The organism is Erwinia tasmaniensis Et1/99, from assembly GCF_000026185.1.
Lineage (GTDB): Bacteria > Pseudomonadota > Gammaproteobacteria > Enterobacterales > Enterobacteriaceae > Erwinia > Erwinia tasmaniensis.
In genome coordinates this window covers 37,760-59,068 of sequence record NC_010694.1, presented here as the reverse complement: position 1 = coordinate 59,068, position 21,309 = coordinate 37,760, and the positions used below count along the sequence as shown (strand labels likewise).

Here is a 21,309-nt window from a genome sequence, read left to right as displayed (position 1 = left end):
CGTGCATAACAGGCCATTACCAGAACGCATAGGGATGGATACGATGAAGTTTCTCGGCAAAGTTTTGCTCACGCTATTGCTACTGCTGTTACTGGTGGCCCTTATGCTCTACCTGCTTCTGCAAACCCAGTGGGGAGCGGGATGGGCAAGCCGCCAAATCAGTGAGAACAGCGACTTTAATCTTTCGTTCAGTAAAATGGAGCATGACTTTTCCAGGCCCAGCGTTCTGATCCTGAATAACGTTTCCTTTTCCCGTAATGGCCAACCCGCCTCACTGGTTGCCCAACATGTCGAACTCGGTCTGGGGCTGATACAGTTCAGTCATCCACGGCGGTTTGCCAGTATCCGGCTCGATCGGGGCACGCTTGATATCACACCGCACCGCCTCCCCCTTCCTTTTCAGGCCGATCGCCTTCAACTTAGCCAGATGGCGTTAGCGCATAACCAGGGTAAGTGGCGATTACAGGCGCAGCGGGTTGACGGGGGAATTATGCCGTGGAAACCGGAAGCGGAAGATATGCTCGGTAAAGACGCCCGTTTCCAGCTGAGCGCCGGTTCTCTGACGCTGGACGATATTCCCGCCACGAATGTGCTGATCCAGGGTAGCCTGAAAGATTCCCAGCTGATAGTCAGTAACCTGGGTGCCGATATAGCTCAGGGGTCGGTCACCGCCAGCGCCCGGCGTAATGCGCAGGGAAGCTGGCAGGTCACCAGCCTGCGCCTTAACAGTCTCCGTCTGCAAAGCGATAAGACATTCAGCGACTTTCTGCGGCCGTTAAGCTCGCTGCCGCCGCTGCATATTGAACGTATGGACATCACGGACGCACGGCTGGAAGGGAAGGAGTGGGCGGTGACCGATCTCGATCTGGTGCTGAAAAACCTGACGCTACGCGACGGCGACTGGCAGAGCGAGAACGGCACGCTGGCGTTAAACGCCAACAGTTTTGTCAACGGCAGTATGCAGCTTGACGATCCCATCGCCAGAATGACCTTCTCGGCGCAGGGTATCGCCCTGAACTCGTTCAGCACCCGCTGGGTCAACGGCCTGGTGCGTACCCAGGGTAACTGGACGCGCAGCGATAAGAAGCTCACGCTGGATGAACTGGTGGTGGCAGGACTTGAGTATACCCTGCCGCTCAACTGGCGCGATCGCTGGATGCAGGCGCTGCCTTCATGGCTCGATAGCGTGCAGGTCAGTAAACTTAGCGCCAGCCATAATCTGCTTATCGATATTAGCCCGGACTTCCCCTTCCAGATGACGGCGCTGGACGGCAACGGCAAAAACCTGCTGATGGCGCGCGAGGGTCGGTGGGGGATATGGTCAGGAGAGCTGAACGTTAATGCCGCCGAAGCCACCTTTAATCGCGTCGACCTGCGCCATCCGTCGCTGGCCCTGACGGCTGGCGACAGCAGCATCAGGGTGACTGAAATGAGTGCTTTCAGCGCTGACGGAATGCTGGAAGGGCAGGCAACGCTGGGCCAGCAGCCGCAGCGCGCGCTGTCGCTGGACCTGCGCGGCCGCCAGGTCGCGCCTAATCTGCTACATGACTGGGGATGGCCACAGGTGCCGCTGACGGGCACCGCCAATATGCAGTTGAACATTCAGGCCAGCCTGCAGGCGGGCCAGGCACTAAAACCGAGCGTTAACGGCACCCTTACCGTCACCACAGACGGTAAGTCGGTTAAGCAGACCATGAAGGCAGGCCAGGTCGCTGGCGCGCAGTAACTCATCAAAGGGGCGCAATCCGCCCCGCTCCACTTCGCAACCCCGCATTGGTAAGGTATAGTCCTTTTTTTATGGAGGAACTATGCTGACCAACCCATCTATTCGTCTTAACAAATACATCGGCGAGAGCGGTATCTGCTCACGTCGTGATGCCGACCGTTACATCGAACAGGGCAACGTTTTTATTAACGGCAAGCGTGCGTCAGTGGGCGATCGGGTATTGGCCGGAGATGTGGTGAAAGTTAACGGTCAGCTTATTGAGCCGCGTAACGAAGAAGACCTGGTGGTTATCGCCCTGAATAAACCGGTCGGTATCGTCAGCACTACGGAAGAAGGTGAGCGCGACAACATCGTTGATTTTGTTAATCACAGCAAGCGTGTTTTCCCTATCGGGCGGCTGGATAAAGACTCGCAGGGCCTGATTTTCCTCACCAACCACGGCGATCTGGTGAACAAAATCCTGCGCGCCGGCAACGATCACGAAAAAGAATACCTGGTCACGGTGAATAAACCGGTCACCGAGGAGTTCATTCGCGGACTCGGTGCCGGTGTGCCGATGCTGGGAACGGTGACCAAAAAGTGCAAGGTGAAGAAGGAGTCGACGTTTGTCTTTCGCATCACGCTGGTACAGGGGCTCAATCGCCAGATCCGCCGCATGAGCGAACACTTTGGCTATGAGGTCACCAAACTTGAGCGTACGCGTATCATGAACGTCAGTCTGAAAGGGCTGCCGCCGGGTGAGTGGCGTGATTTAACCGATGATGAACTGATAGAGCTCTTTAAGCTGATTGAAAACTCGTCATCCGAAGACGGCGCGGCGAAGAAAGCCAAACCGAAGGCCAGCAGCGCCAAAAAACCTGCTGCCGTCAGTGGGGCTAAGGCCGGTGCCAAGGCTGGCGGTAATGCTAACGCCGCAGCGCGTAAACGTTTTGTCCAACCCGGACGTAAAAAGAAGGGGCGCTGAAACGGCGTTAAACGCCGCAGCCACCCTCTTCCAGCGGCCCGTCAGGATCGGCGGGCAGCACAATGTAAACACCTTCAAACACCGCGCCGCACTCTTCATCACCAAATAGCTGAACCTCCAACTGCACTCTGGCTTTGCGTCCACGCGCCAGACGATCGAGGTCGCCGCTCAGCGAACCCAGGTTGGCCACGGCCCCCGGCCTGCCGCTGATGGGTTTGCTGTACCGAATATGGGCATCGGCCAGAATAATAGTGCCACCCAGCTGGCGCTCACGCAGCAGCAGCCAGATCAACCCCCAGCCGGTCAAGGTCGCCAGCGAGAACAGGCTGCCGGCAAACAGCGTATGGTGAGGATTCTGGTTGCCGGTTTCCGGCATAGTCGTAGCAAATTTCTGCCCGGTATATTGCAGGATGCGCACGCCCATCTTTTCACTCAGCGGGATATGCTGATACCACGCCTGCTGTAGCTGGCCGCACCAGTCGGCGCGATGCAAAATATCATCCAGCGTCACCACCGGTTTGATCATCAGGAAATGGCGTACCGGCGTGGTTTGCGGGGCGGTGATCTCCCCCTGATTGAAATAGCCGAGTTTGGCAAAGAAGTCGACGGCGTCTTCGCGTGCGCTACAGACCACGCGTTTTACCCCTTCCTGACGGGCGACGGACTCCAGCGTCATCGCCACCAGCGTTCCTAACCCTTTTCCCCGCACGGAAGGATGCACGGCGAGGAAACGAATAGCCGCTTCGTTATCGGCATTGATGTACAGCCGCCCGATGGCAACCGGATCGCCCTGCTCGTCAACCACCATCTGATGGTGCGCCAGCGCATCCCAGGCATCACGTTCCGACCCCATCGGCTGATGCAATGGCTTACGCAGCATTTCCCAACGGAACTGGTAATAGGTATCCATTTCTTCTGCCGTTTCCGGCACGCGGAGGTGGTACATAAAATGGTTCTCTCTGTATAAGTCCGTCAGGCTATTCCTTTGCCGCTGGGCCAGCTGTTTCAAACCTGCAACCAGAATGTGACGGGGCCATCATTGATCAGCGACACTTTCATGTCCGCGGCGAAACGGCCGGTTTCAGTCGTTGCACCTTTTTCCCGGCAGCAGGCGGCAAAATAGTCGTACAGCTTTTCGGCCTCAGCCGGGGCGGCACCGGCGGAGAAGCCTGGCCGCATGCCTTTTTTTGTATCAGCAGCCAGCGTGAACTGCGATACCACCAGCACGCTGCCGCCCGCCTGCTGCACGTTCAGATTCATTTTGTCGTTTTCGTCGCCAAAAATACGATAGCCGAGCACTTTATCCGCGAGTTTGCTCGCACTTTCAGGGGTATCCCCTTTTTCCACACCCAGCAAAATCAGCAGCCCTGGGCCTATTTCGCCGGTGGTCTCACCCGCGACCGACACGCTGGCCTGCTGCGCCCGTTGTATTAAAGCAATCATGAACCCTCATTTTCTCTTTCTTGTTCTTCTTGCTTCAGCCGACGATAGTCGGCCAGCGTAGCGGTAATCTCCGCTCCCAGTAATACAATACACCAGGTCCAGTAAACCCATAAAAAAAGAATGGGTACTACCGCCAGCACGCCGTAAATCAGCTGGTAGGAAGGAAACATGGTGATATACAGCGCAAACCCCTTTTTCCCCAGCTCAAACAATACGCCGCCGACCACGGCTCCTACCAGCGCATCGCGCCCCGCCACCGGCGTGGTAGGCACCAGACTGTACAATAGCCAGAAGGAGAGACAGGAAAGTAACAGCGGGAAGATACGCAGTGTCATATCCACCAGCCCACTGACGCCGCTGATCGTTGCCCAGTGCAGCGATAGCAGGTAGGAGCTAATGGCCAGGCTGGCGCCCGCCAGCAGCGGCCCCAGCGTCAGGATCATCCAATACACCGCCAGAGAGTACACCAGCGATCGCTTGACCTTGCTACGCCAGATGGTATTCAGCGCCGAGTCTATCGAATACATCAGCAGCAGCGCGGTCACCACCAGTCCTCCCACGCCTACCGCCGTCATTTTACTGACGTTGGCAACAAATTGTTCCAGGTAGTTCTGCACCGTATCACCGGCCGCCGGAACAAAGTTGTTAAAGACAAAGTTCTTTAACTGTACGCTAACGTCCGAGAACATCGGGAAGGCGGAGAAAAGCGCAAAGATAACCGCAATCAGCGGCACAAGTGACAGCAGCGAAACATAGGCAAGGTGTCCGGCCAGCACGGTCATCGCATCTTCGTCAATGCGTTGCCATAACAGCTTCATCCACGCCCAAAATGCACGCAGCCGATGCCAAAGGTGTTTTAGAAAGCGCATCTTAGCCGCCAGCTATACGATCGGCGAAAAATGCCGGGATCACGTCAGCATCAGTAATATGCAGGCTGTGTATCCCCAGCGCGCGCGCCGCCTCGATATTTTCGCGATTATCGTCAAAGAAAATCGCCTCCGCCGCCGACATCTCTTCCAGATTAAGCAAACGCTGGTAAATATGCGGGTCGGGCTTTCGTAGGCCCATTTCCTGCGATAGATAGGTTTTATCCGCCGCGGCCTGTACTTCCGGGTAGTGCTCTGGCCAGAACTGGCAGTGCAGATTATTGGTATTAGAGAGGATAACCACCCGATCACCCTGCTCACGCAGCCGGTGCATAATGGCGATAACTTCAGGGCGCACGCCGACAAAGACCGCCTGCCAGCCGGCAGCAAACTGCTCGTAGCTTAGCGGCAGCTCCAGCTCGTGACATATTTCCTGAGCAAATTTTTCATCGCTGATCTCACCACGTTCGTGCTGGAAGAAGCTCTCACCCATCTGGAAACGGCTTTGCAGAGTGGCTAACGGCACGCGGCTCAGATCGCTCCAGACGCCCAGCACTCGGTTGAAATCAATATCAACAATGACATTACCCAAATCAAAGATATACAGCATGGTCATCCCCTTGTGTTGCGCTAAGTGATTCACTCTAACGATAAAACGGGAGGCTGAACAGGTGGGAGGATTGAAAACTGTAGGGCGGTTGCAGGGTTGGAGAGGTTCCAACCCTGAATTTCACGCGGTTTACCCTTCGTCGATCGGGAGAGAGAAAAGCTGGCGGTCAATCATCACCCCGCTAACTGACCGATGTCAGCTAACGGGGGGTGTCGCCTTGCCCGCCCTGAAAGCGATGGGTACGGCCGGGTTAAGCTTCTTTAGGACCGCGGCTGGCGCGCTTACGATCGTTTTCCGTCAGGTGACGTTTACGAATACGCACCGACTGTGGCGTCACTTCAACCAGTTCGTCATCATCGATGAATTCCAGAGCCTGCTCCAGAGACATTTTGATGGCCGGAACCAGCGTGGTGGCTTCGTCAGTACCGGAAGCACGCATGTTGGTCAGCTTTTTACCGGTCAGGCAGTTGACCGTCAGGTCGTTAGAACGTGAGTGAATACCGATAATCTGGCCTTCATACACTTCCGCACCGTGGCCGAGGAACAGCTTACCGCGATCCTGCAGGCTGAACAGGGCGAAAGCAACCGCTTTACCCTGGCCGTTAGAGATCAGTACGCCGTTCTGGCGCTGGCCGATTTCACCCGCGCGCACGTCGTCATAGTGGCTGAACGTGGAGTACAGCAGACCGGTACCAGACGTCATGGTCATGAACTCGGTACGGAAGCCAATCAGGCCACGCGCCGGGATCAGGTAGTCAAGACGAATACGGCCTTTGCCGTCTGGGATCATGTCTTTCACATCACCCTTACGCTCGCCCATTGCCTGCATCACGGAACCCTGGTGCTGCTCTTCGATGTCCAGCGTCACGTTCTCGAATGGCTCCTGCATGCGGCCATCGATTTTACGGTTGATAACCTTAGGACGTGAAACGGCGAGTTCGAAGCCTTCACGACGCATGTTTTCAATCAGAACCGACAGGTGAAGTTCACCACGACCAGATACGCGGAACGCATCGGAGTCTTCGGTTTCTTCAACGCGCAGCGCCACGTTGTGCACCAGCTCTTTGTTCAGACGGTCCAGGATCTGACGCGAGGTCACAAACTTACCTTCTTTACCGCAGAACGGAGAGGTGTTGACGTTGAAGTACATGGTTACGGTAGGTTCATCAACGCTCAGTGCCGGCAGCGCTTCCACGTTCTGCGGATCGCAGATGGTGTCAGAGATGTTCAGTTCGCCCAGACCGGTAATTGCGATGATATCGCCGGCTTCCGCTTCGGTCGCTTCGATACGCTCCAGGCCCAGGTGGGTCAGAACTTTACCGACTTTACCGTTACGGGTTTTGCCTTCGCTGTCGACGATAGTGATCTGCTGGTTAGGCTTCACTTTACCGCGCTTGATGCGGCCGATACCGATAACACCCACGTAGTTGTTGTAATCCAGCTGAGAAATCTGCATTTGGAAAGGTGCTTCCATCTCAACCTGTGGTGGCGACACATGTTTGACGATCGCTTCATACAGCGGAGTCATGTCTTCCGCCATATCGCTGTGGTCCAGACCGGCGATGCCGTTCAGGGCAGAGGCGTAGATCACAGGGAAGTCGAGCTGCTCGTCGGTGGCGTCCAGGTTAACGAACAGGTCAAATACCTGGTCTACAACCCAGTCAGGACGCGCGCCCGGACGGTCAACTTTGTTAATGACCACGATCGGCTTCAGACCATTAGCAAACGCTTTTTTGGTCACGAAACGGGTTTGCGGCATCGGACCATCCATTGCATCCACAACCAGCAGCACCGAGTCGACCATTGACATCACACGCTCTACCTCACCGCCGAAGTCGGCGTGTCCTGGGGTATCAACGATGTTGATGCGATAGTCATTCCATTTAATGGCGGTGTTTTTTGCGAGGATGGTAATCCCACGCTCTTTCTCCAAATCGTTGGAGTCCATTACGCGTTCGGTTGCTTCGGTGCGGGCATCAAAGGTCCCGGACTGCTGCAGCAACTTATCAACCAGGGTAGTTTTACCATGGTCAACGTGGGCAATAATGGCGATGTTACGCAAATTTTCGATCACAGCTTTGCCTCAGGCATTAGAAATAGCGCGCTATTGTACACGGATTAATCGAAGGACTGAACAAGTTCACAGATTTCGTAGAAAGATAACTGTCCGGATGTTTTTTGGACCCATTTTCAGTGCAAAGATTGCACTGTGACGATGTATTGCACCAAAATGGTGACCACTTCCCACTCAATAGCACCATGATGGTGCGCGACTTCCATCGTGGTGCATTCCCCGTTTGACGAGAGGGCGCATCATAGCGCCTTTTGCGTAAAATAAAAAAAGTTGGCATAGATTTCGCAAATACTCTATCAAGCGAAAAATGCCATTTTCCACCCGGTTGTGAGCTTGTCAGAGATCTTTATTATCGGAATTAGCGCGGCGAAATGCAAAGCGCACCGTGAAAGTTCTCTCACCACGACGACAATGACAAAATCCAGGAGAGTTAAGTATGTCAGCTGAACACGTTCTGTCGATGATGAACGAGCACGAAGTCAAATTTGTTGACCTGCGTTTTACCGATACCAAAGGTAAAGAGCAGCACGTGACTATCCCCGCTCACCAGGTTAACGCTGACTTCTTCGAAGAAGGCAAGATGTTTGACGGCTCCTCAATTGGTGGCTGGAAAGGTATTAACGAATCCGACATGGTTCTGATGCCGGATGCCACGACCGCCGTCCTCGATCCCTTCTTCGAAGACACCACTCTGATCATTCGTTGTGACATCCTTGAGCCGGGCACCATGCAGGGCTACGACCGTGACCCACGCTCCATCGCCAAACGCGCTGAAGATTTCCTGCGTTCTTCCGGCATCGCTGACACCGTGCTGTTTGGACCCGAGCCGGAGTTCTTCCTGTTCGATGATATCCGTTTCGGCAGCAGCACTTCCGGCTCCCACGTTGCTATCGATGATATCGAAGCCTGCTGGAACACGGGTAAAGAATATGAAGGCGGTAACAAAGGCCACCGTCCGGGCCTGAAAGGCGGTTACTTCCCGGTTCCTCCGGTCGACTCATCACAGGACATCCGTTCTGCTATGTGTCTGACGATGGAACAGATGGGCCTGGTAGTTGAAGCTCACCACCACGAAGTGGCCACTGCGGGTCAAAATGAAGTGGCAACCCGCTTCAACACCATGACCAAAAAAGCTGACGAAATTCAGATCTACAAATACGTCGTTCACAACGTTGCTCATGCCTACGGCAAAACCGCAACCTTTATGCCTAAGCCGATGTTCGGTGATAACGGCTCCGGTATGCACTGCCATATGTCTCTGTCTAAAGGCGGTACTAACCTGTTTGCCGGCGACAAATACGGCGGCCTGTCTGAAATGGCCCTGTTCTACATCGGTGGTGTTATCAAACACGCCAAAGCCATCAATGCGCTGGCCAACCCGACCACTAACTCTTACAAGCGCCTGGTGCCGGGCTACGAAGCGCCGGTCATGCTGGCTTACTCTGCGCGTAACCGTTCTGCTTCTATCCGTATCCCGGTGGTTGCCAGTCCGAAAGCACGTCGTATTGAGGCGCGCTTCCCTGACCCGGCGGCAAACCCGTACCTGTGCTTCGCTGCGCTGCTGATGGCTGGCCTGGACGGCATCATCAACAAGATCCATCCTGGCGATGCGATGGATAAAAACCTGTACGACCTGCCGCCGGAAGAAGAAGCGGAGATCCCGAAAGTTGCGGGCTCTCTGGACGAAGCCCTGGCCGCTCTGAACGAAGACCGCGAGTTCCTGACGCGCGGTGGCGTATTCACCGACGACGCTATCGAAGCTTATATTGAGCTGCGTAAAGCGGAGATGGAGCGCGTGCGCATGACGCCACACCCGGTTGAGTTCGAACTGTACTACAGCGTTTAATTTTTGTTATCCGGCGATATGTCATCTCGCAACTGTGGAATGAGGTACGTCGGATATTTGTTGCCGTGGAAACTTTCAGCCCATCTTCGGATGGGCTTTTTTCTCCGCGAATTTATCGTTCAACAGGACGATTTTCAGGTGATATGGCTATAATGCACTAAGTTGGTGCACAAGAATGACTCAGGAGAATGCTGTATGGCAACTGGCACGCTGCCCGATGCTGGGCAGATTCTCAACTCTCTGATCAACAGTATTCTGTTGGTCGACGGTGATTTGGTGGTGCATTACGCCAACCCCGCCGCACAACAGTTGCTGGCGCAGAGTTCCCGCAAGTTGTTTGGTACGCCACTGCCGGAACTGATGGGCTATTTTTCTCTGAATATTGAGGTGATGCTCGAAAGTCTGGACGCCGGACAGGGCTTTACCGACAGCGAAGTGACTCTGGTGGTCGACAGTCGCGCGCATATCATGTCGCTCACCGCCCAACGTCTACCCGAAGGATTGATTTTGCTGGAAATGGCACCGATGGATAATCAGCGTCGGTTGAGCCAGGAACAGTTGCAGCATGCGCAGCAGGTGGCGGCCCGTGACTTAGTGCGCGGTCTGGCGCATGAAATTAAGAACCCGCTGGGCGGGCTACGCGGCGCGGCGCAGCTGTTAGCCAAGGCGCTGCCCGATCCGGCCCTGACCGAATATACCAAAGTCATCATTGAACAGGCAGACCGACTGCGTAATCTGGTCGACCGTCTGCTGGGACCGCAGCAGCCGGGAATGCATATTACTCAAAGTATTCATCAGGTTGCCGAACGCGTGGTGAACCTGGTTTCGATGGAGCTACCCGGTAATGTGTCACTGATCCGTGATTATGATCCCAGTCTGCCGGAACTTCCTCATGACCCGGATCAAATCGAACAGGTCCTGCTGAACATCGTACGTAATGCGCTACAGGCGTTAGGTGAACAAGGCGGCACCATCACGTTACGCACCCGTACTGCGTTCCAGCTGACGCTGCACGGCACGCGCTATCGTCTGGTGGCGCGCATCGATATTGAAGATGACGGCCCCGGCATTCCGGCGCAGTTACAGGATACGTTGTTCTATCCAATGGTGAGCGGTCGCGAAGGGGGAACGGGATTAGGGCTGTCCATTGCCCGCAGCCTGATCGATCAGCACTCGGGAAAAATAGAGTTCAACAGTTGGCCCGGACACACGGAATTTTCGGTTTATTTGCCTATTCGCCAGTGAGGTTTCTATGCAACGAGGGATAGTTTGGATCGTCGATGACGATAGCTCCATCCGCTGGGTGCTTGAACGAGCGCTCACTGGAGCCGGTTTACAGTGCGTGACGTTTGAGAGCGCGAACGAGGTGCTGGAAGCCCTGACGACAAAGACCCCGGACGTATTACTGTCAGATATTCGCATGCCCGGCATGGATGGGCTGGCGCTGCTGAAACAGATCAAACAACGCCACCCCATGCTGCCGGTGATTATCATGACCGCGCATTCCGACCTCGACGCGGCGGTCAGCGCTTATCAACAGGGTGCTTTTGATTATCTGCCAAAACCCTTTGATATTGATGAAGCGGTGGCACTGGTGGAAAGAGCCATCAGCCACTATCAGGAGCAGCAGCAGCCGCGTAACCAACCCGTGAGCGGCCCAACAACCGATATCATCGGGGAAGCCCCGGCGATGCAGGATGTGTTCCGCATTATCGGAAGACTGTCACGATCTTCCATTAGCGTGCTGATCAATGGCGAATCCGGCACCGGTAAAGAGCTGGTTGCCCATGCCCTGCATCGTCACAGTCCGCGAGCCAAAGCGCCCTTTATCGCGCTAAATATGGCCGCCATCCCGAAGGATTTGATCGAGTCAGAGCTGTTTGGTCACGAAAAAGGGGCGTTTACCGGGGCAAATCAGATCCGCCAGGGCCGTTTTGAACAGGCCGACGGCGGAACGCTGTTCCTCGATGAAATTGGCGATATGCCGCTGGACGTTCAGACCCGTCTGCTGCGCGTTTTGGCCGACGGGCAGTTCTATCGGGTAGGCGGCTATGCTCCGGTAAAAGTGGATGTGCGTATTATCGCTGCGACCCATCAGAATCTGGAGCTACGCGTGCAGGAGGGGAAATTCCGCGAGGATTTATTCCACCGCCTGAACGTGATCCGCGTGCATCTGCCGCCGCTGCGCGAACGCCGGGAAGATATTCCGCGACTGGCACGGTATTTCCTACAGGTTGCCGCGCGTGAGCTGGGGGTAGAAGCCAAAATTCTGCATCCGGAGACCGAAAACGCCCTGACGCGCCTGCACTGGTCCGGCAACGTACGTCAGCTGGAAAACACCTGTCGCTGGCTAACGGTGATGGCTGCCGGTCAGGAAGTGCTGATCCAGGATCTGCCGCCGGAGCTGTTCGAAACCGCAACGCCCGAAAGTCCGGGGCAGTCTCTACCGGACAGCTGGGCCACGCTATTGGCGCAGTGGGCCGATCGCGCGTTGCGTTCCGGTCATCAAAACCTGCTGTCTGAAGCGCAGCCGGAAATGGAGCGTACGCTGCTCACCACCGCGCTGCGTCATACTCAGGGCCATAAGCAGGAAGCGGCACGGCTGCTGGGCTGGGGACGTAATACCCTGACGCGCAAATTAAAAGAGCTGGGAATGGAGTAGTTCCCTTTTGCACGATGAACAGGCGGCACGGCAATCCCGACCGATGCCGCCTGTTTATTTAAATGACCCTTGAAAATCGTGCGCCTGAGGCTTTCTGACGCAGGTAGCTATCGAAACACATGCAGACATTACGGATAAGCAATCGTCCCTTAGCGGTGACGACAAGCGCATTATCGTGGCATTCCACCAGCCCGTCGGCTATAAGCGGCTGAAGCAGGGCCAAATCCTGCGCAAAGTAGTCCCGGAAGTGGATCCCCCAACGCGCTTCAATGCTTTCGAATGACAAAGAAAATTGGCATATCAGGCGCTTAATCACGTCACCACGCAGGCGGTCATCTTCGGTTAGCTGTAAACCGCGCCACAGCGCCGTATCGCCACCGCGTATTTGTGCATAATAATCCTTAAGTTCTTTGTGATTCTGCGCATAGCTGTCGCCCAGCATACTTATCGCTGATACGCCCATCCCCAGCAGATCGCAATGCCCCTGGGTGGTATATCCCTGAAAGTTGCGATGCAGTTCACCCGCACGCTGCGCGACCGCCAGTTCGTCATCGTGGCGGGCAAAGTGATCCATACCGATAAACTGATAACCCTGGGCCGTCAGGGCAGCAATAGTCTGCTGTAAAATAGTCAGTTTCTGCTGCACGTCAGGTAGTTCTGCTTCACGAATTTTGCGCTGGGCGGGGAACAGCGCGGGCATATGGGCATAATTAAAGACGCTAAGCCGGTCAGGAGCCAGCTCCGCCACTTTCTGCAAAGTAAACGCAAAACTTTCCGGCGTTTGTGTCGGCAAGCCATAAATCAGATCGATATTCGTAGAAACAAATCCCAGCTGACGTGCGCGAGCGATCAGAGCGAAGATCCCCTCTTCGTCCTGCACACGGTTCACCTTTTCCTGCACCTGCTTATTAAAATCCTGCACGCCCATACTCAGGCGGTTAAATCCCTCAGCACGCAGGTGGTCCAGCACATCCAGCTCTATTTCTCGCGGATCAACCTCTATCGAGATCTCGGCGGTATCACTTATGCGAAAATGCTGACGCAGACTGGCCATCAGCCGACTGATTTGCCCCTTATTGAGAAAAGTGGGCGTGCCGCCGCCCCAGTGTATTTGGTTTACGGTACGCCGTTGAAATAACCGGGCGCGGGCCGCAACCTCCTGCATCAGTGCGGCAAGGTAGTCATCGGCCTTGTGCTGGTGACGCGTTACCTGCTTATTACAACCGCAGAAATAGCACAAACGATGGCAGAAGGGGATATGCAGATAGAGTGATAGCGGGCGTTCGGGATAACGTTTAGCGGCCCGTAAAAAAGCCTGCTCGTCATAATCCTGATGGAATTCCAGCGCGGACGGATACGAAGTGTAACGTGGGCCGGAGATATTGTATTTCTGGATAAGTGGGAGATCCCACTCTGTCGCCTGAATCTGCATGCTCGCTGACCTTATCTGCGTCGTGGTGCAGATCGTCGCATAACGGTAAGCTGCCGGCTGACGATCCGGCCACGCAGCTGGGTTTTCAGCCGCGATAGCCGCTGTAGTTTAACCAACAACCCTACCAGCCAGAACAGCAGAATTAGCGCAATAATTGATCCAGGCCAAATCATTTTCAGATACCACAGAAAGATAAGGCAGCGCGCAAATACGCCGCCTCAATAACGGCAGAAAACAATGGGATTATTCTGGCGTTCGGTGACTGCCTTTCAGCAGCCGATACATATCTTCTTCCGCTTTTTCGTCTTCGGCATCATCGTCCAACGCAATGCCCAGCTGCTCCATCAGCACATCGATGCGATCCAGCGACTGATCCAGCCAGGCCTGATCTTCAGCAGAGAGAGCCTCGCCATTTTCCAGGCGGTCGAGTAAGGCATCCAGACGTTCATCATTTTCCAGCTTTGCCAGCTCTTCTTCCGGCGTCAGACGCGGTTTTTTCTCAACGGCTGGCTTAGCGGCCTTAACCGGATTAGCGGGTTGACGGACGGGCGCGTCCGTACCCAGCGCAATCGCTTTCTTACTGCCGATGCGCGGATCTTTGACGGACTGACTCTTATCGCCCTTCTGGCTCACCGTGGCCGGGTTAGCCCGACTGCCTGAGGCATGGCCGCTGTGCTTTTTTTCGCGTTTGCGATCGCGTGCTTCCTGATTAATCTCTTCACGCGTTTTGCGCTTCACGCGTGCTGCCGGTTTCTTAACTTGGGACGTGCGTGCAGGTTGCTTCATAGTGTCTGCTCTCTGGCTTTTATATTCAGTATACAATTGCGGCGGAATCTAGCAGAAAGCAGAGCAAGAAAAAAGGCGGCAGGTCATCCTGTCGCCTTTTTTCGCTCCTTCCGCAGAAGGACTTACACTTTCAGCATCCTTTTAGCACTCAGCGTCCCTGTTTTCCTTCGCCTTAGCCGTTACTCGCCCTACCTGGCAACGTCCTTAATCCCTGTCGCGTACCCTGTACACATATCCAACCCTACCCGCGATCTTCCTGATGCTCCCTGAGCGCTTCATCCTGAAGTGAAATATCCTGTTTCTGGGCTTAAATATAAACCAACCTGTCAGTCTCACAACGGGGTTACCGTTTTTTTTGCTCTGTTTTTTTATGTATTTTTTTAAATACATGAAAATAAATGAAATATAAAGGATCGTTAATGTAAATTACAGAAAGTGCTGGCAGCACGAATAGCCAATATCCTACAAGCTTGATGCTGGCTGCCGTCTTACCGGGCGCTTTGCGGCCATAAAGGGTATAATCGAGCCAATTGCCCTTTTTATCTGGAGTATCTACCTTGTCTGGCTGGAATTATCACCTCACTCATTTTGTCACCAGCGCCCCCGATATTCGCCACCTGCCTGCCGATACCGGTATTGAGGTGGCTTTTGCCGGGCGTTCGAACGCGGGTAAATCCAGCGCGCTCAATACGCTGACTAACCAAAAAAGCCTTGCACGCACCAGTAAAACGCCTGGACGCACGCAGCTGATTAACCTGTTTCAGGTTGCTGAAGGCTATCGTCTGGTCGACCTGCCGGGCTATGGCTATGCTGAAGTTCCTGAGGAGACGAAGCTGAAGTGGCAGCGTTCTCTGGCAGAATATCTCCACGACCGTCACTGCCTTAAAGGGCTGGTGGTGCTGATGGACATTCGCCACCCGTTGAAAGAGCTCGACAGGCAAATGATCCTATGGGCGGTACAGAGCGGAAGAGAAGTGCTGGTGCTGTTGACCAAAGCCGATAAGCTGGCCTCCGGCGCGCGCAAGGCGCAGCTGAATGCAGTAAGGGAAGAGGCGAAAACTTTCCTGGGGACGGTAGAGGTTGAGCTGTTTTCTTCGTTGAAGAAAATCGGTGTCGACAAACTGAGCCAGAAGCTGGACAGCTGGTATCGCGATCTTCCCCCATCAACCGACGAAAATCCGACCTGACGGTGATTGGCGATCATGTGGCCAGCGCTTAAACGGCCCGGAAGTGATATCAGTAAAGGATTGATATGATTGGACGCTGTCGGCATGACAGAGATTCAAGCGACGGACAAAAAAACGCCCCAGTCGTAATGACTGGGGCGGCTAAAATATTCAGCCAAATCCGATTACGTTAAGTAAAAGGTTTGAAAGATAGAACATCTTACCTCTGTACCCTACAAGCCAAACTCTACATGATTTTCAGGGGGCTCAAAAGGTTTTTTTTTCGTTAATTCTCAGAATATGGCATATTTAATCCAACCTGAATCACATAATACAATCAACCCGATGGATTTAAGATTAAAAGTGTGCGTCGTAATAAAGAGGTGGACTCGCCTTAAATAAAGAGGTTAAGCCACCAGCTTTATTAATCCAGCATGATTACCGGACAGGCCATCACCGGATCTTATTAGCCGAAACCGATCCGGTGCATAACCACTTAGCGAGGCTAGTGGGCCTGGTCCCAGTTATCGCCCACGCCAATATCTACGCGTAACGGCACGTCCAACGCCATGCTGCCTTCCATCAGCGCGCGGATCTGCGCGGAAGCCGCTTCTACCGCGTCTGCCCGGACTTCAAACACCAATTCATCGTGTACCTGCATAATCATTTTAACGTCAGGGGAAGTTTGCTGTTCCAGCCAACCGTCGACGGCAATCATCGCACGCTTGATAATATCGGCAGCCGTACCCTGCATCGGGGCATTAATTGCCGCTCGCTCTGCCGCCTTGCGGCGAATGGCATTACTGGCGTTAATATCCGGCAGATACAGGCGACGACCATCCAGCGTTGAGACATAGCCTTTCTCTGCCGCCAGTTCGCGAGTGCTTTCCATATACTGCAGAACCCCCGGATAGCGCTCGAAGTAGAGGTCCATATATTTCTTCGCTTCTCCTGCACCAATATTTAGCTGGCGCGACAAACCGAAGGAACTCATACCGTAAATCAGACCAAAGTTGATTGCCTTAGCGCTGCGGCGCTGCTCACCACTGACCTTATCCAGCGAGACGCCAAAGACTTCTGCCGCCGTTGCGCGGTGAATATCCTGTTCGCTGGCAAAGGCCGACAGCAGCCCTTTGTCCTGTGACAGATGCGCCATAATGCGCAGCTCTATCTGCGAGTAGTCAGCCGCCACGATACGGTAACCCGGTGGTGCAATAAAGGCCTGACGGATGCGACGACCTTCATCGTTGCGCACCGGGATATTTTGCAGGTTCGGATCGCTGGAAGAGAGACGCCCGGTTGCGGTTACCGTCTGGTGATAAGAGGTATGTACCCGTCCGCTATGCGGATTAATCATCAGCGGCAGCTTGTCGGTATAAGTCGATTTTAGTTTTGAGAGGCCACGATGTTCCAGGATCACCTTAGGTAACGGGTAGTCCAGCGCCAGTTCAGCCAGCACTTCTTCACTGGTAGAAGGCGCGCCGCCCGGCGTTTTTTTGGTGGGCTTGATACCCTGCTTTTCAAAAAGAATGGTTTGCAGCTGCTTTGGTGACGACAGGTTAAACGGCTCACCGGCTAACTCATGCGCTTTCTGCTCCAGTTCCGCCAGGCGGCTGCCCAGCTCCTGTGAGTGCGTAGCCAGAATGCCCTGGTCGATCAGTACCCCGTTGCGCTCTATCCGCGACATGACCGGCACCAGCGGCATCTCCAGCTGCTCGAAGACGTTTTTCGGACCCTGCTCTTTTTCCAGCGCTGGCCACATTTTCAAATGCAGCTGCAGCGTCACGTCCGCATCTTCCGCAGCATAATGGCCTGCCTGCTCCAGGGCAATCTGGTTGAAGGTCAGCTGTTTTTTGCCTTTCCCGGCGATCTCTTCGAAAGTGACGGTCTTATGATTTAACCAGCGCAACGCCAGCGTATCCATATCGTGGCGGCCGATCACGCTGTTCAGAGCGTAGGATTCCAGCATGGTATCAAAGCGAATACCCTGCAGCTCGATGTCATAACTCTTGAGCACGCCGCGATCAAATTTAAGGTTCTGCCCAACCTTGAGCGCCTGCGGATTTTCCAGTAGCGGCTTGAGGCGCGCCAGAACGTCGTTGCGGTCTAACTGGGCAGGGGCATCGAGATAGTCATGCGCGACCGGCAGATAGGCAGCCACGCCCGGCGCGGTGGCAAAAGACAGCCCGATAATATTGGCGCTGAGCGTATCCAGTGAATCCGTTTCCAGATCGAAAGCAAACAGCTCACTGTTCTGCAATTTATTCAGCCAGCTGGCAAAGGTTTCTTCATCCAGAATAGTGACGTAGCCGTCGGAGGACAGCACGCTGGCCGCTTCCACCGCTGCCGGTTCATCCTGTACCGCCGCGACTTTTTTCATAGACGGGTTGCCTTTATTCCCCTGCAACCATTTCCCTTCCTCAAGATCGGTGATCCAGCGCTTGAATTCGTAATGCTTAAATAACGCCAGCAACTCTTCTACCGCCGGTTCCTTCACCGTCAGCTGGTCGCTTGTCAGCTCCAGCTCAACGTCAGTTTTAATCGTCGCCAGCTGGTAAGAGAGCAGCGCCATCTCTTTATTTTTCTCCAGCTTCGCGGCCATCGTTTTGGCACCCCGGAACGTCAACGTCGCAACTTTATCCAGATTAGCGTAGATGTCCTTTACGCCGCCCAGTCCCTGTAGCAGCGCCTGCGCCGTTTTCTCACCCACGCCTGCAACGCCCGGGATATTGTCGGAGGAGTCGCCCATTAGCGCGAGGAAATCAATCATCAAGGACGGCGGGATGCCGTATTTCTCAACGACCTCATCCGGGCCGAGGATCGCATTGTTCATGGTGTTAATCAGCGTGATATCAGGGGTGACCAGCTGAGCCATATCTTTATCACCGGTGCTGATCAGTACCGCCTGCCCTGCTTTCTCGGCCTCCAGCGCCAGCGTGCCGATCACATCGTCAGCTTCAACCCCAGAGATGGCCAACAACGGCAGCCCCATCGCTTTAACCATCTTATGCAATGGCTCAATCTGCGCGCGCAGCTCGTCAGGCATTGGCGGACGGTGGGATTTATACTCCTCGAACAGTTCGTCGCGGAACGTTTTACCCTTAGCATCAAAAACCACGGCGACATGACTCGGCTTATATTGCAGTAGCAGACTGCGCAGCATATTTAATACGCCGTACATTGCACCGGTGGGCTCACCCGCGCTATTCGTCAGCGGGGGGAACGCATGATAAGCACGGTACAGGTAGGAGGAGCCGTCTACCAGAATCAGCGGGTTTTCTGCAATTTGAGCCATAGGTCGTCACGTTCTTCTTTGATTTTGATTGGGGTTAAGGATGCCACAGCTCACCCTAAAAGATGAAATCACAACGACGAATAAATCGCAGACAGTTGTGAGTTTGCGCGCTAATTCGCAAGAAAACCCTGTGGATAAGTTTGTGCGTAAATTCTTTAACATATTTTCCCGAAAGGATTATTCGGGGTTGCTGTTATTATTAATTCTTTTTAATCATTAGGTTAGTATTTTTTCGCGTTTTTTGCATAGGTCATTATGTAATAAACGAAATGTGGATATCCATTGTGGTGTCCACATAATTAAGCGATATATTGTGTGGCGGTGGAGCTTTTTTACAATGCTATTTAGTGTTTGAAATGCCGGCGGTTACGCCGGCAAAGAAAGGCACGATCTTCGGATAGATTACTTCTGGGTAATCAAGAAGTTCACCAGGTTGGCATATTGCTGAACGTAGTTATCCATTGAGCTGGTATCCAGTCCACCGCTATTAACCATGTATTTACCATTAACAAACATTGCCGGAACGCCTCGCAGATCCATGTCTGCCGCGGCTTTTTCCTGCTGGGCAACCAGAGATTTCACCACGAAACTATTCCAGGCAGCATCGTAGTCGGCCGGTTTAATTCCCGCCGCTTTTACAAATGCCTCTTTCAGCGTTGCCGGATCCATGATGGACTGCGTTTTCTGGATACCTTCGAAAATAGGTGCCGTCACTTTATCTTCTACGCCCAGCGCTATAGCAACAGCCCACGCCTGAGTCACTGTTTTACCCATGTCGCCGCCGAGAAAATCAACATGGTACTTGGTGACCTTAACATTGGCCGGAAGATTCTTTTTTACGGTATCGCTGACATGCCAAACGCGTTCAAACTCGTAGCAGTGCGGGCAGTAGAATGAGAAGAATTCGAGAACCTGCGGTTCGCCAGTAACGGATTTATCCAGGGTGACGTACTGCTGACCATTGGTAAATTGTGCCGCTGAGGCGCTAAATGCCAGAACCATACCGACAAGCGCTAACCAAATTTTTTTCATCTTGAAACTCTCTCCTAGTTACAAACACGGTAGGCGAACCAAAGGTCGATCACACCTGGAATACAGGCAAAAGCTGAAGCGGAGGCTCTTGCAACAGCTTATCCTGTTCGTTAAAAATAGAAATTTGTCGACGCCAGAAATCCTCATCCGTCATCCATGGGAAGCTGACTGGAAAGGCAGGATCCTGCCAACGGCGTACTACCCACGCCAGATAATAAACCATCCGCATGGCACGTAAAGGTTCAATCAGTGACAATTGATGTGTATCGAATTCACAGAACTCCCCATAAGCCTCCAGCAGTATTTCCCACTGCAGACGCTGCTCCTGACGGTCTCCATTAACCAACATCCACATATCCTGTATTGCCGGGCCGTTACGTGCATCATCAAGATCCACGAAAAGTGGGCCATCGCGCCACAAAATATTACCCGGATGGCAGTCACCGTGTAGTCGTAACGGCTGCCACTGATTATGCCAGCAGTTAAGTAAAGTTGTGCGCAGACGCCCAACGGCGGCAAGTAATTCATCCTTTAACTTAGCGGGCACCAGAAGACTCTGGCTGAGGATCTGCAAAGGCTCGTCAATGTACTCCTGCAGGCCAATGGTTGGTCTTGTCGCGAACTCTTTACGCTGCCCAACCTGATGAATACGCCCTAAAAAGCGCCCTACCCATTCAAGATGGTCGTAGTTATCCGTTTCATACTGGCGTCCACCGAGGCTGGGAAATATCGCAAACCAGAACCCCCGGTGTTGATGTAGCGTTGCCCCTTGTAGCATCAAGGGGGCCGCAATCGGGATTTCATCGGTCAGCAGTTCCGCAGAGAACTGATGTTCTTCCTCAATCTGCGCCTGTGACCAACGCTGCGGACGATAAAATTTCGCGACATAACGGTGCTTCTCTTCATCGAAGAACTGATAGACACGGTTTTCGTAGCTGTTCAGCGCTGTCAATCCGGACTCTACGCGCAATCCGGTGCTCCAGAGAGCATCAAGGATGGTATCTGGCGTGAGAGTATCAAAGTTAAAAGCAGGTTCTGTCATCCGGCTGGCTCGCTGATCGTTGCTTACTGGCCTCGAAGAATACCATTAAATCAGCTACGGCCGGGACAAAGCGCCGATTTAATCCTTAATCACACCACGCGCACGCAGCAGTGCCGCCTTAAAATCGTCTTCATAGTCTTTTTTCAGGCCGGGGATCTGCGCATCTTTGTTGCTACCGCGCATTTTAAGTTGGTAGATCAGCACGTCATCCGTTAATCCATCAATCGGCTGCTTAAAACCCGCTTCGTCGGCTAATTTCTGTAAAAATTGAACTAAATGCAGATCGGGATGCTGCTGCCAGGCCGGTTGCAGTAAACTGATTAACTCATTAAGGCGGTGGCATTTCATATTTTTGTCCCCGTATC

General features: G+C 53.7%; 18 protein-coding genes. 6 read left to right on the top strand and 12 right to left on the bottom strand.

Going from position 1 to position 21,309, the window contains the following annotated elements; translation table 11 throughout:
* Nucleotides 1–43: 43 nt before the first annotated feature.
* Both ETA_RS01175 and rluF read left to right on the top strand, forming a co-directional pair.
* Nucleotides 44–1,726: an AsmA family protein gene (locus ETA_RS01175; protein ID WP_042959226.1), complete on the top strand. Its 1,683-nt coding sequence runs from the start codon at nucleotides 44–46 to the stop codon at nucleotides 1,724–1,726.
* A gap of 82 nt (nucleotides 1,727–1,808) precedes the next feature.
* The gene (rluF, locus tag ETA_RS01170) at nucleotides 1,809–2,690 is read left to right on the top strand and encodes a 23S rRNA pseudouridine(2604) synthase RluF (protein ID WP_012439816.1); all 882 of its coding nucleotides are present in this window, start codon (nucleotides 1,809–1,811) and stop codon (nucleotides 2,688–2,690) included.
* 7 nt (nucleotides 2,691–2,697) lie between these two features.
* Here rluF and fabY read toward each other — a convergent pair whose 3' ends face one another.
* From fabY to typA, 5 genes are all read right to left on the bottom strand, one after another.
* The gene (gene fabY, locus ETA_RS01165) at nucleotides 2,698–3,636 is read right to left on the bottom strand and encodes a fatty acid biosynthesis protein FabY (protein WP_042958508.1); all 939 of its coding nucleotides are present in this window, start codon (nucleotides 3,634–3,636) and stop codon (nucleotides 2,698–2,700) included.
* A 59-nt stretch (nucleotides 3,637–3,695) separates the two neighbouring features.
* Nucleotides 3,696–4,133, bottom strand: a complete 438-nt coding sequence (gene dtd / locus ETA_RS01160) for a D-aminoacyl-tRNA deacylase (protein WP_012439814.1) — start codon at nucleotides 4,131–4,133, stop codon at nucleotides 3,696–3,698.
* On the bottom strand, nucleotides 4,130–5,002 hold the full coding sequence (locus tag ETA_RS01155; protein WP_012439813.1) for a virulence factor BrkB family protein: 873 nt from the start codon (nucleotides 5,000–5,002) through the stop codon (nucleotides 4,130–4,132). Before ETA_RS01155 ends, dtd begins: the two co-directional genes overlap by 4 nt.
* A gap of 1 nt (nucleotide 5,003) precedes the next feature.
* Nucleotides 5,004–5,609, bottom strand: a complete 606-nt coding sequence (gene yihX / locus ETA_RS01150; RefSeq protein WP_012439812.1) for a glucose-1-phosphatase — start codon at nucleotides 5,607–5,609, stop codon at nucleotides 5,004–5,006.
* Nucleotides 5,610–5,859: 250 nt separating this feature from the next.
* Nucleotides 5,860–7,683 (bottom strand): ribosome-dependent GTPase TypA, encoded by a 1,824-nt coding sequence (gene typA / locus ETA_RS01145; protein ID WP_012439811.1) that lies wholly within the window; start codon nucleotides 7,681–7,683, stop codon nucleotides 5,860–5,862.
* Nucleotides 7,684–8,119: 436 nt separating this feature from the next.
* Here typA and glnA point away from each other — a divergent pair, with 436 nt between their 5' ends.
* The 3 genes from glnA (at nucleotide 8,120) to glnG (ending at nucleotide 12,191) form a co-directional block, all read left to right on the top strand.
* On the top strand, nucleotides 8,120–9,529 hold the full coding sequence (gene glnA / locus ETA_RS01140) for a glutamate--ammonia ligase (protein ID WP_012439810.1): 1,410 nt from the start codon (nucleotides 8,120–8,122) through the stop codon (nucleotides 9,527–9,529).
* Between the two features lie 195 nt (nucleotides 9,530–9,724).
* On the top strand, nucleotides 9,725–10,774 hold the full coding sequence (gene glnL, locus ETA_RS01135; RefSeq protein WP_012439809.1) for a nitrogen regulation protein NR(II): 1,050 nt from the start codon (nucleotides 9,725–9,727) through the stop codon (nucleotides 10,772–10,774).
* A 7-nt stretch (nucleotides 10,775–10,781) separates the two neighbouring features.
* The gene (glnG, locus tag ETA_RS01130; RefSeq protein WP_012439808.1) at nucleotides 10,782–12,191 is read left to right on the top strand and encodes a nitrogen regulation protein NR(I); all 1,410 of its coding nucleotides are present in this window, start codon (nucleotides 10,782–10,784) and stop codon (nucleotides 12,189–12,191) included.
* Between the two features lie 58 nt (nucleotides 12,192–12,249).
* On the opposite strand, the gene hemN is transcribed toward glnG, so the two are convergent.
* Entirely contained in the window at nucleotides 12,250–13,623 is a 1,374-nt protein-coding gene (hemN, locus tag ETA_RS01125; protein WP_012439807.1) for an oxygen-independent coproporphyrinogen III oxidase, read from the bottom strand.
* A gap of 243 nt (nucleotides 13,624–13,866) precedes the next feature.
* Nucleotides 13,867–14,409 carry a Der GTPase-activating protein YihI gene (gene yihI, locus ETA_RS01120; protein WP_012439806.1) on the bottom strand — a complete coding sequence of 181 codons (543 nt, stop codon included), beginning with the start codon at nucleotides 14,407–14,409 and terminating at the stop codon, nucleotides 13,867–13,869.
* 557 nt (nucleotides 14,410–14,966) lie between these two features.
* Between yihI and yihA the strand changes: the two genes are divergently transcribed.
* Nucleotides 14,967–15,596, top strand: a complete 630-nt coding sequence (yihA, locus tag ETA_RS01115; RefSeq protein ID WP_042958506.1) for a ribosome biogenesis GTP-binding protein YihA/YsxC — start codon at nucleotides 14,967–14,969, stop codon at nucleotides 15,594–15,596.
* A 150-nt stretch (nucleotides 15,597–15,746) separates the two neighbouring features.
* On the opposite strand, the gene ETA_RS20730 is transcribed toward yihA, so the two are convergent.
* From ETA_RS20730 to ETA_RS01095, 5 genes are all read right to left on the bottom strand, one after another.
* Complete coding sequence (locus ETA_RS20730) at nucleotides 15,747–15,794, bottom strand: hypothetical protein (RefSeq protein ID WP_456236299.1); 48 nt, start codon at nucleotides 15,792–15,794, stop codon at nucleotides 15,747–15,749.
* A gap of 286 nt (nucleotides 15,795–16,080) precedes the next feature.
* Nucleotides 16,081–18,870, bottom strand: a complete 2,790-nt coding sequence (gene polA, locus ETA_RS01110; RefSeq protein WP_012439804.1) for a DNA polymerase I — start codon at nucleotides 18,868–18,870, stop codon at nucleotides 16,081–16,083.
* Nucleotides 18,871–19,272: 402 nt separating this feature from the next.
* Nucleotides 19,273–19,902 (bottom strand): thiol:disulfide interchange protein DsbA, encoded by a 630-nt coding sequence (gene dsbA / locus ETA_RS01105; protein ID WP_012439803.1) that lies wholly within the window; start codon nucleotides 19,900–19,902, stop codon nucleotides 19,273–19,275.
* Between the two features lie 49 nt (nucleotides 19,903–19,951).
* Nucleotides 19,952–20,944, bottom strand: coding sequence for a serine/threonine protein kinase (locus ETA_RS01100; protein WP_012439802.1), 993 nt, complete (start codon nucleotides 20,942–20,944; stop codon nucleotides 19,952–19,954).
* A 78-nt stretch (nucleotides 20,945–21,022) separates the two neighbouring features.
* Nucleotides 21,023–21,292, bottom strand: coding sequence for a YihD family protein (locus tag ETA_RS01095; protein WP_012439801.1), 270 nt, complete (start codon nucleotides 21,290–21,292; stop codon nucleotides 21,023–21,025).
* Between the last annotated feature and the right edge of the window lie 17 nt (nucleotides 21,293–21,309).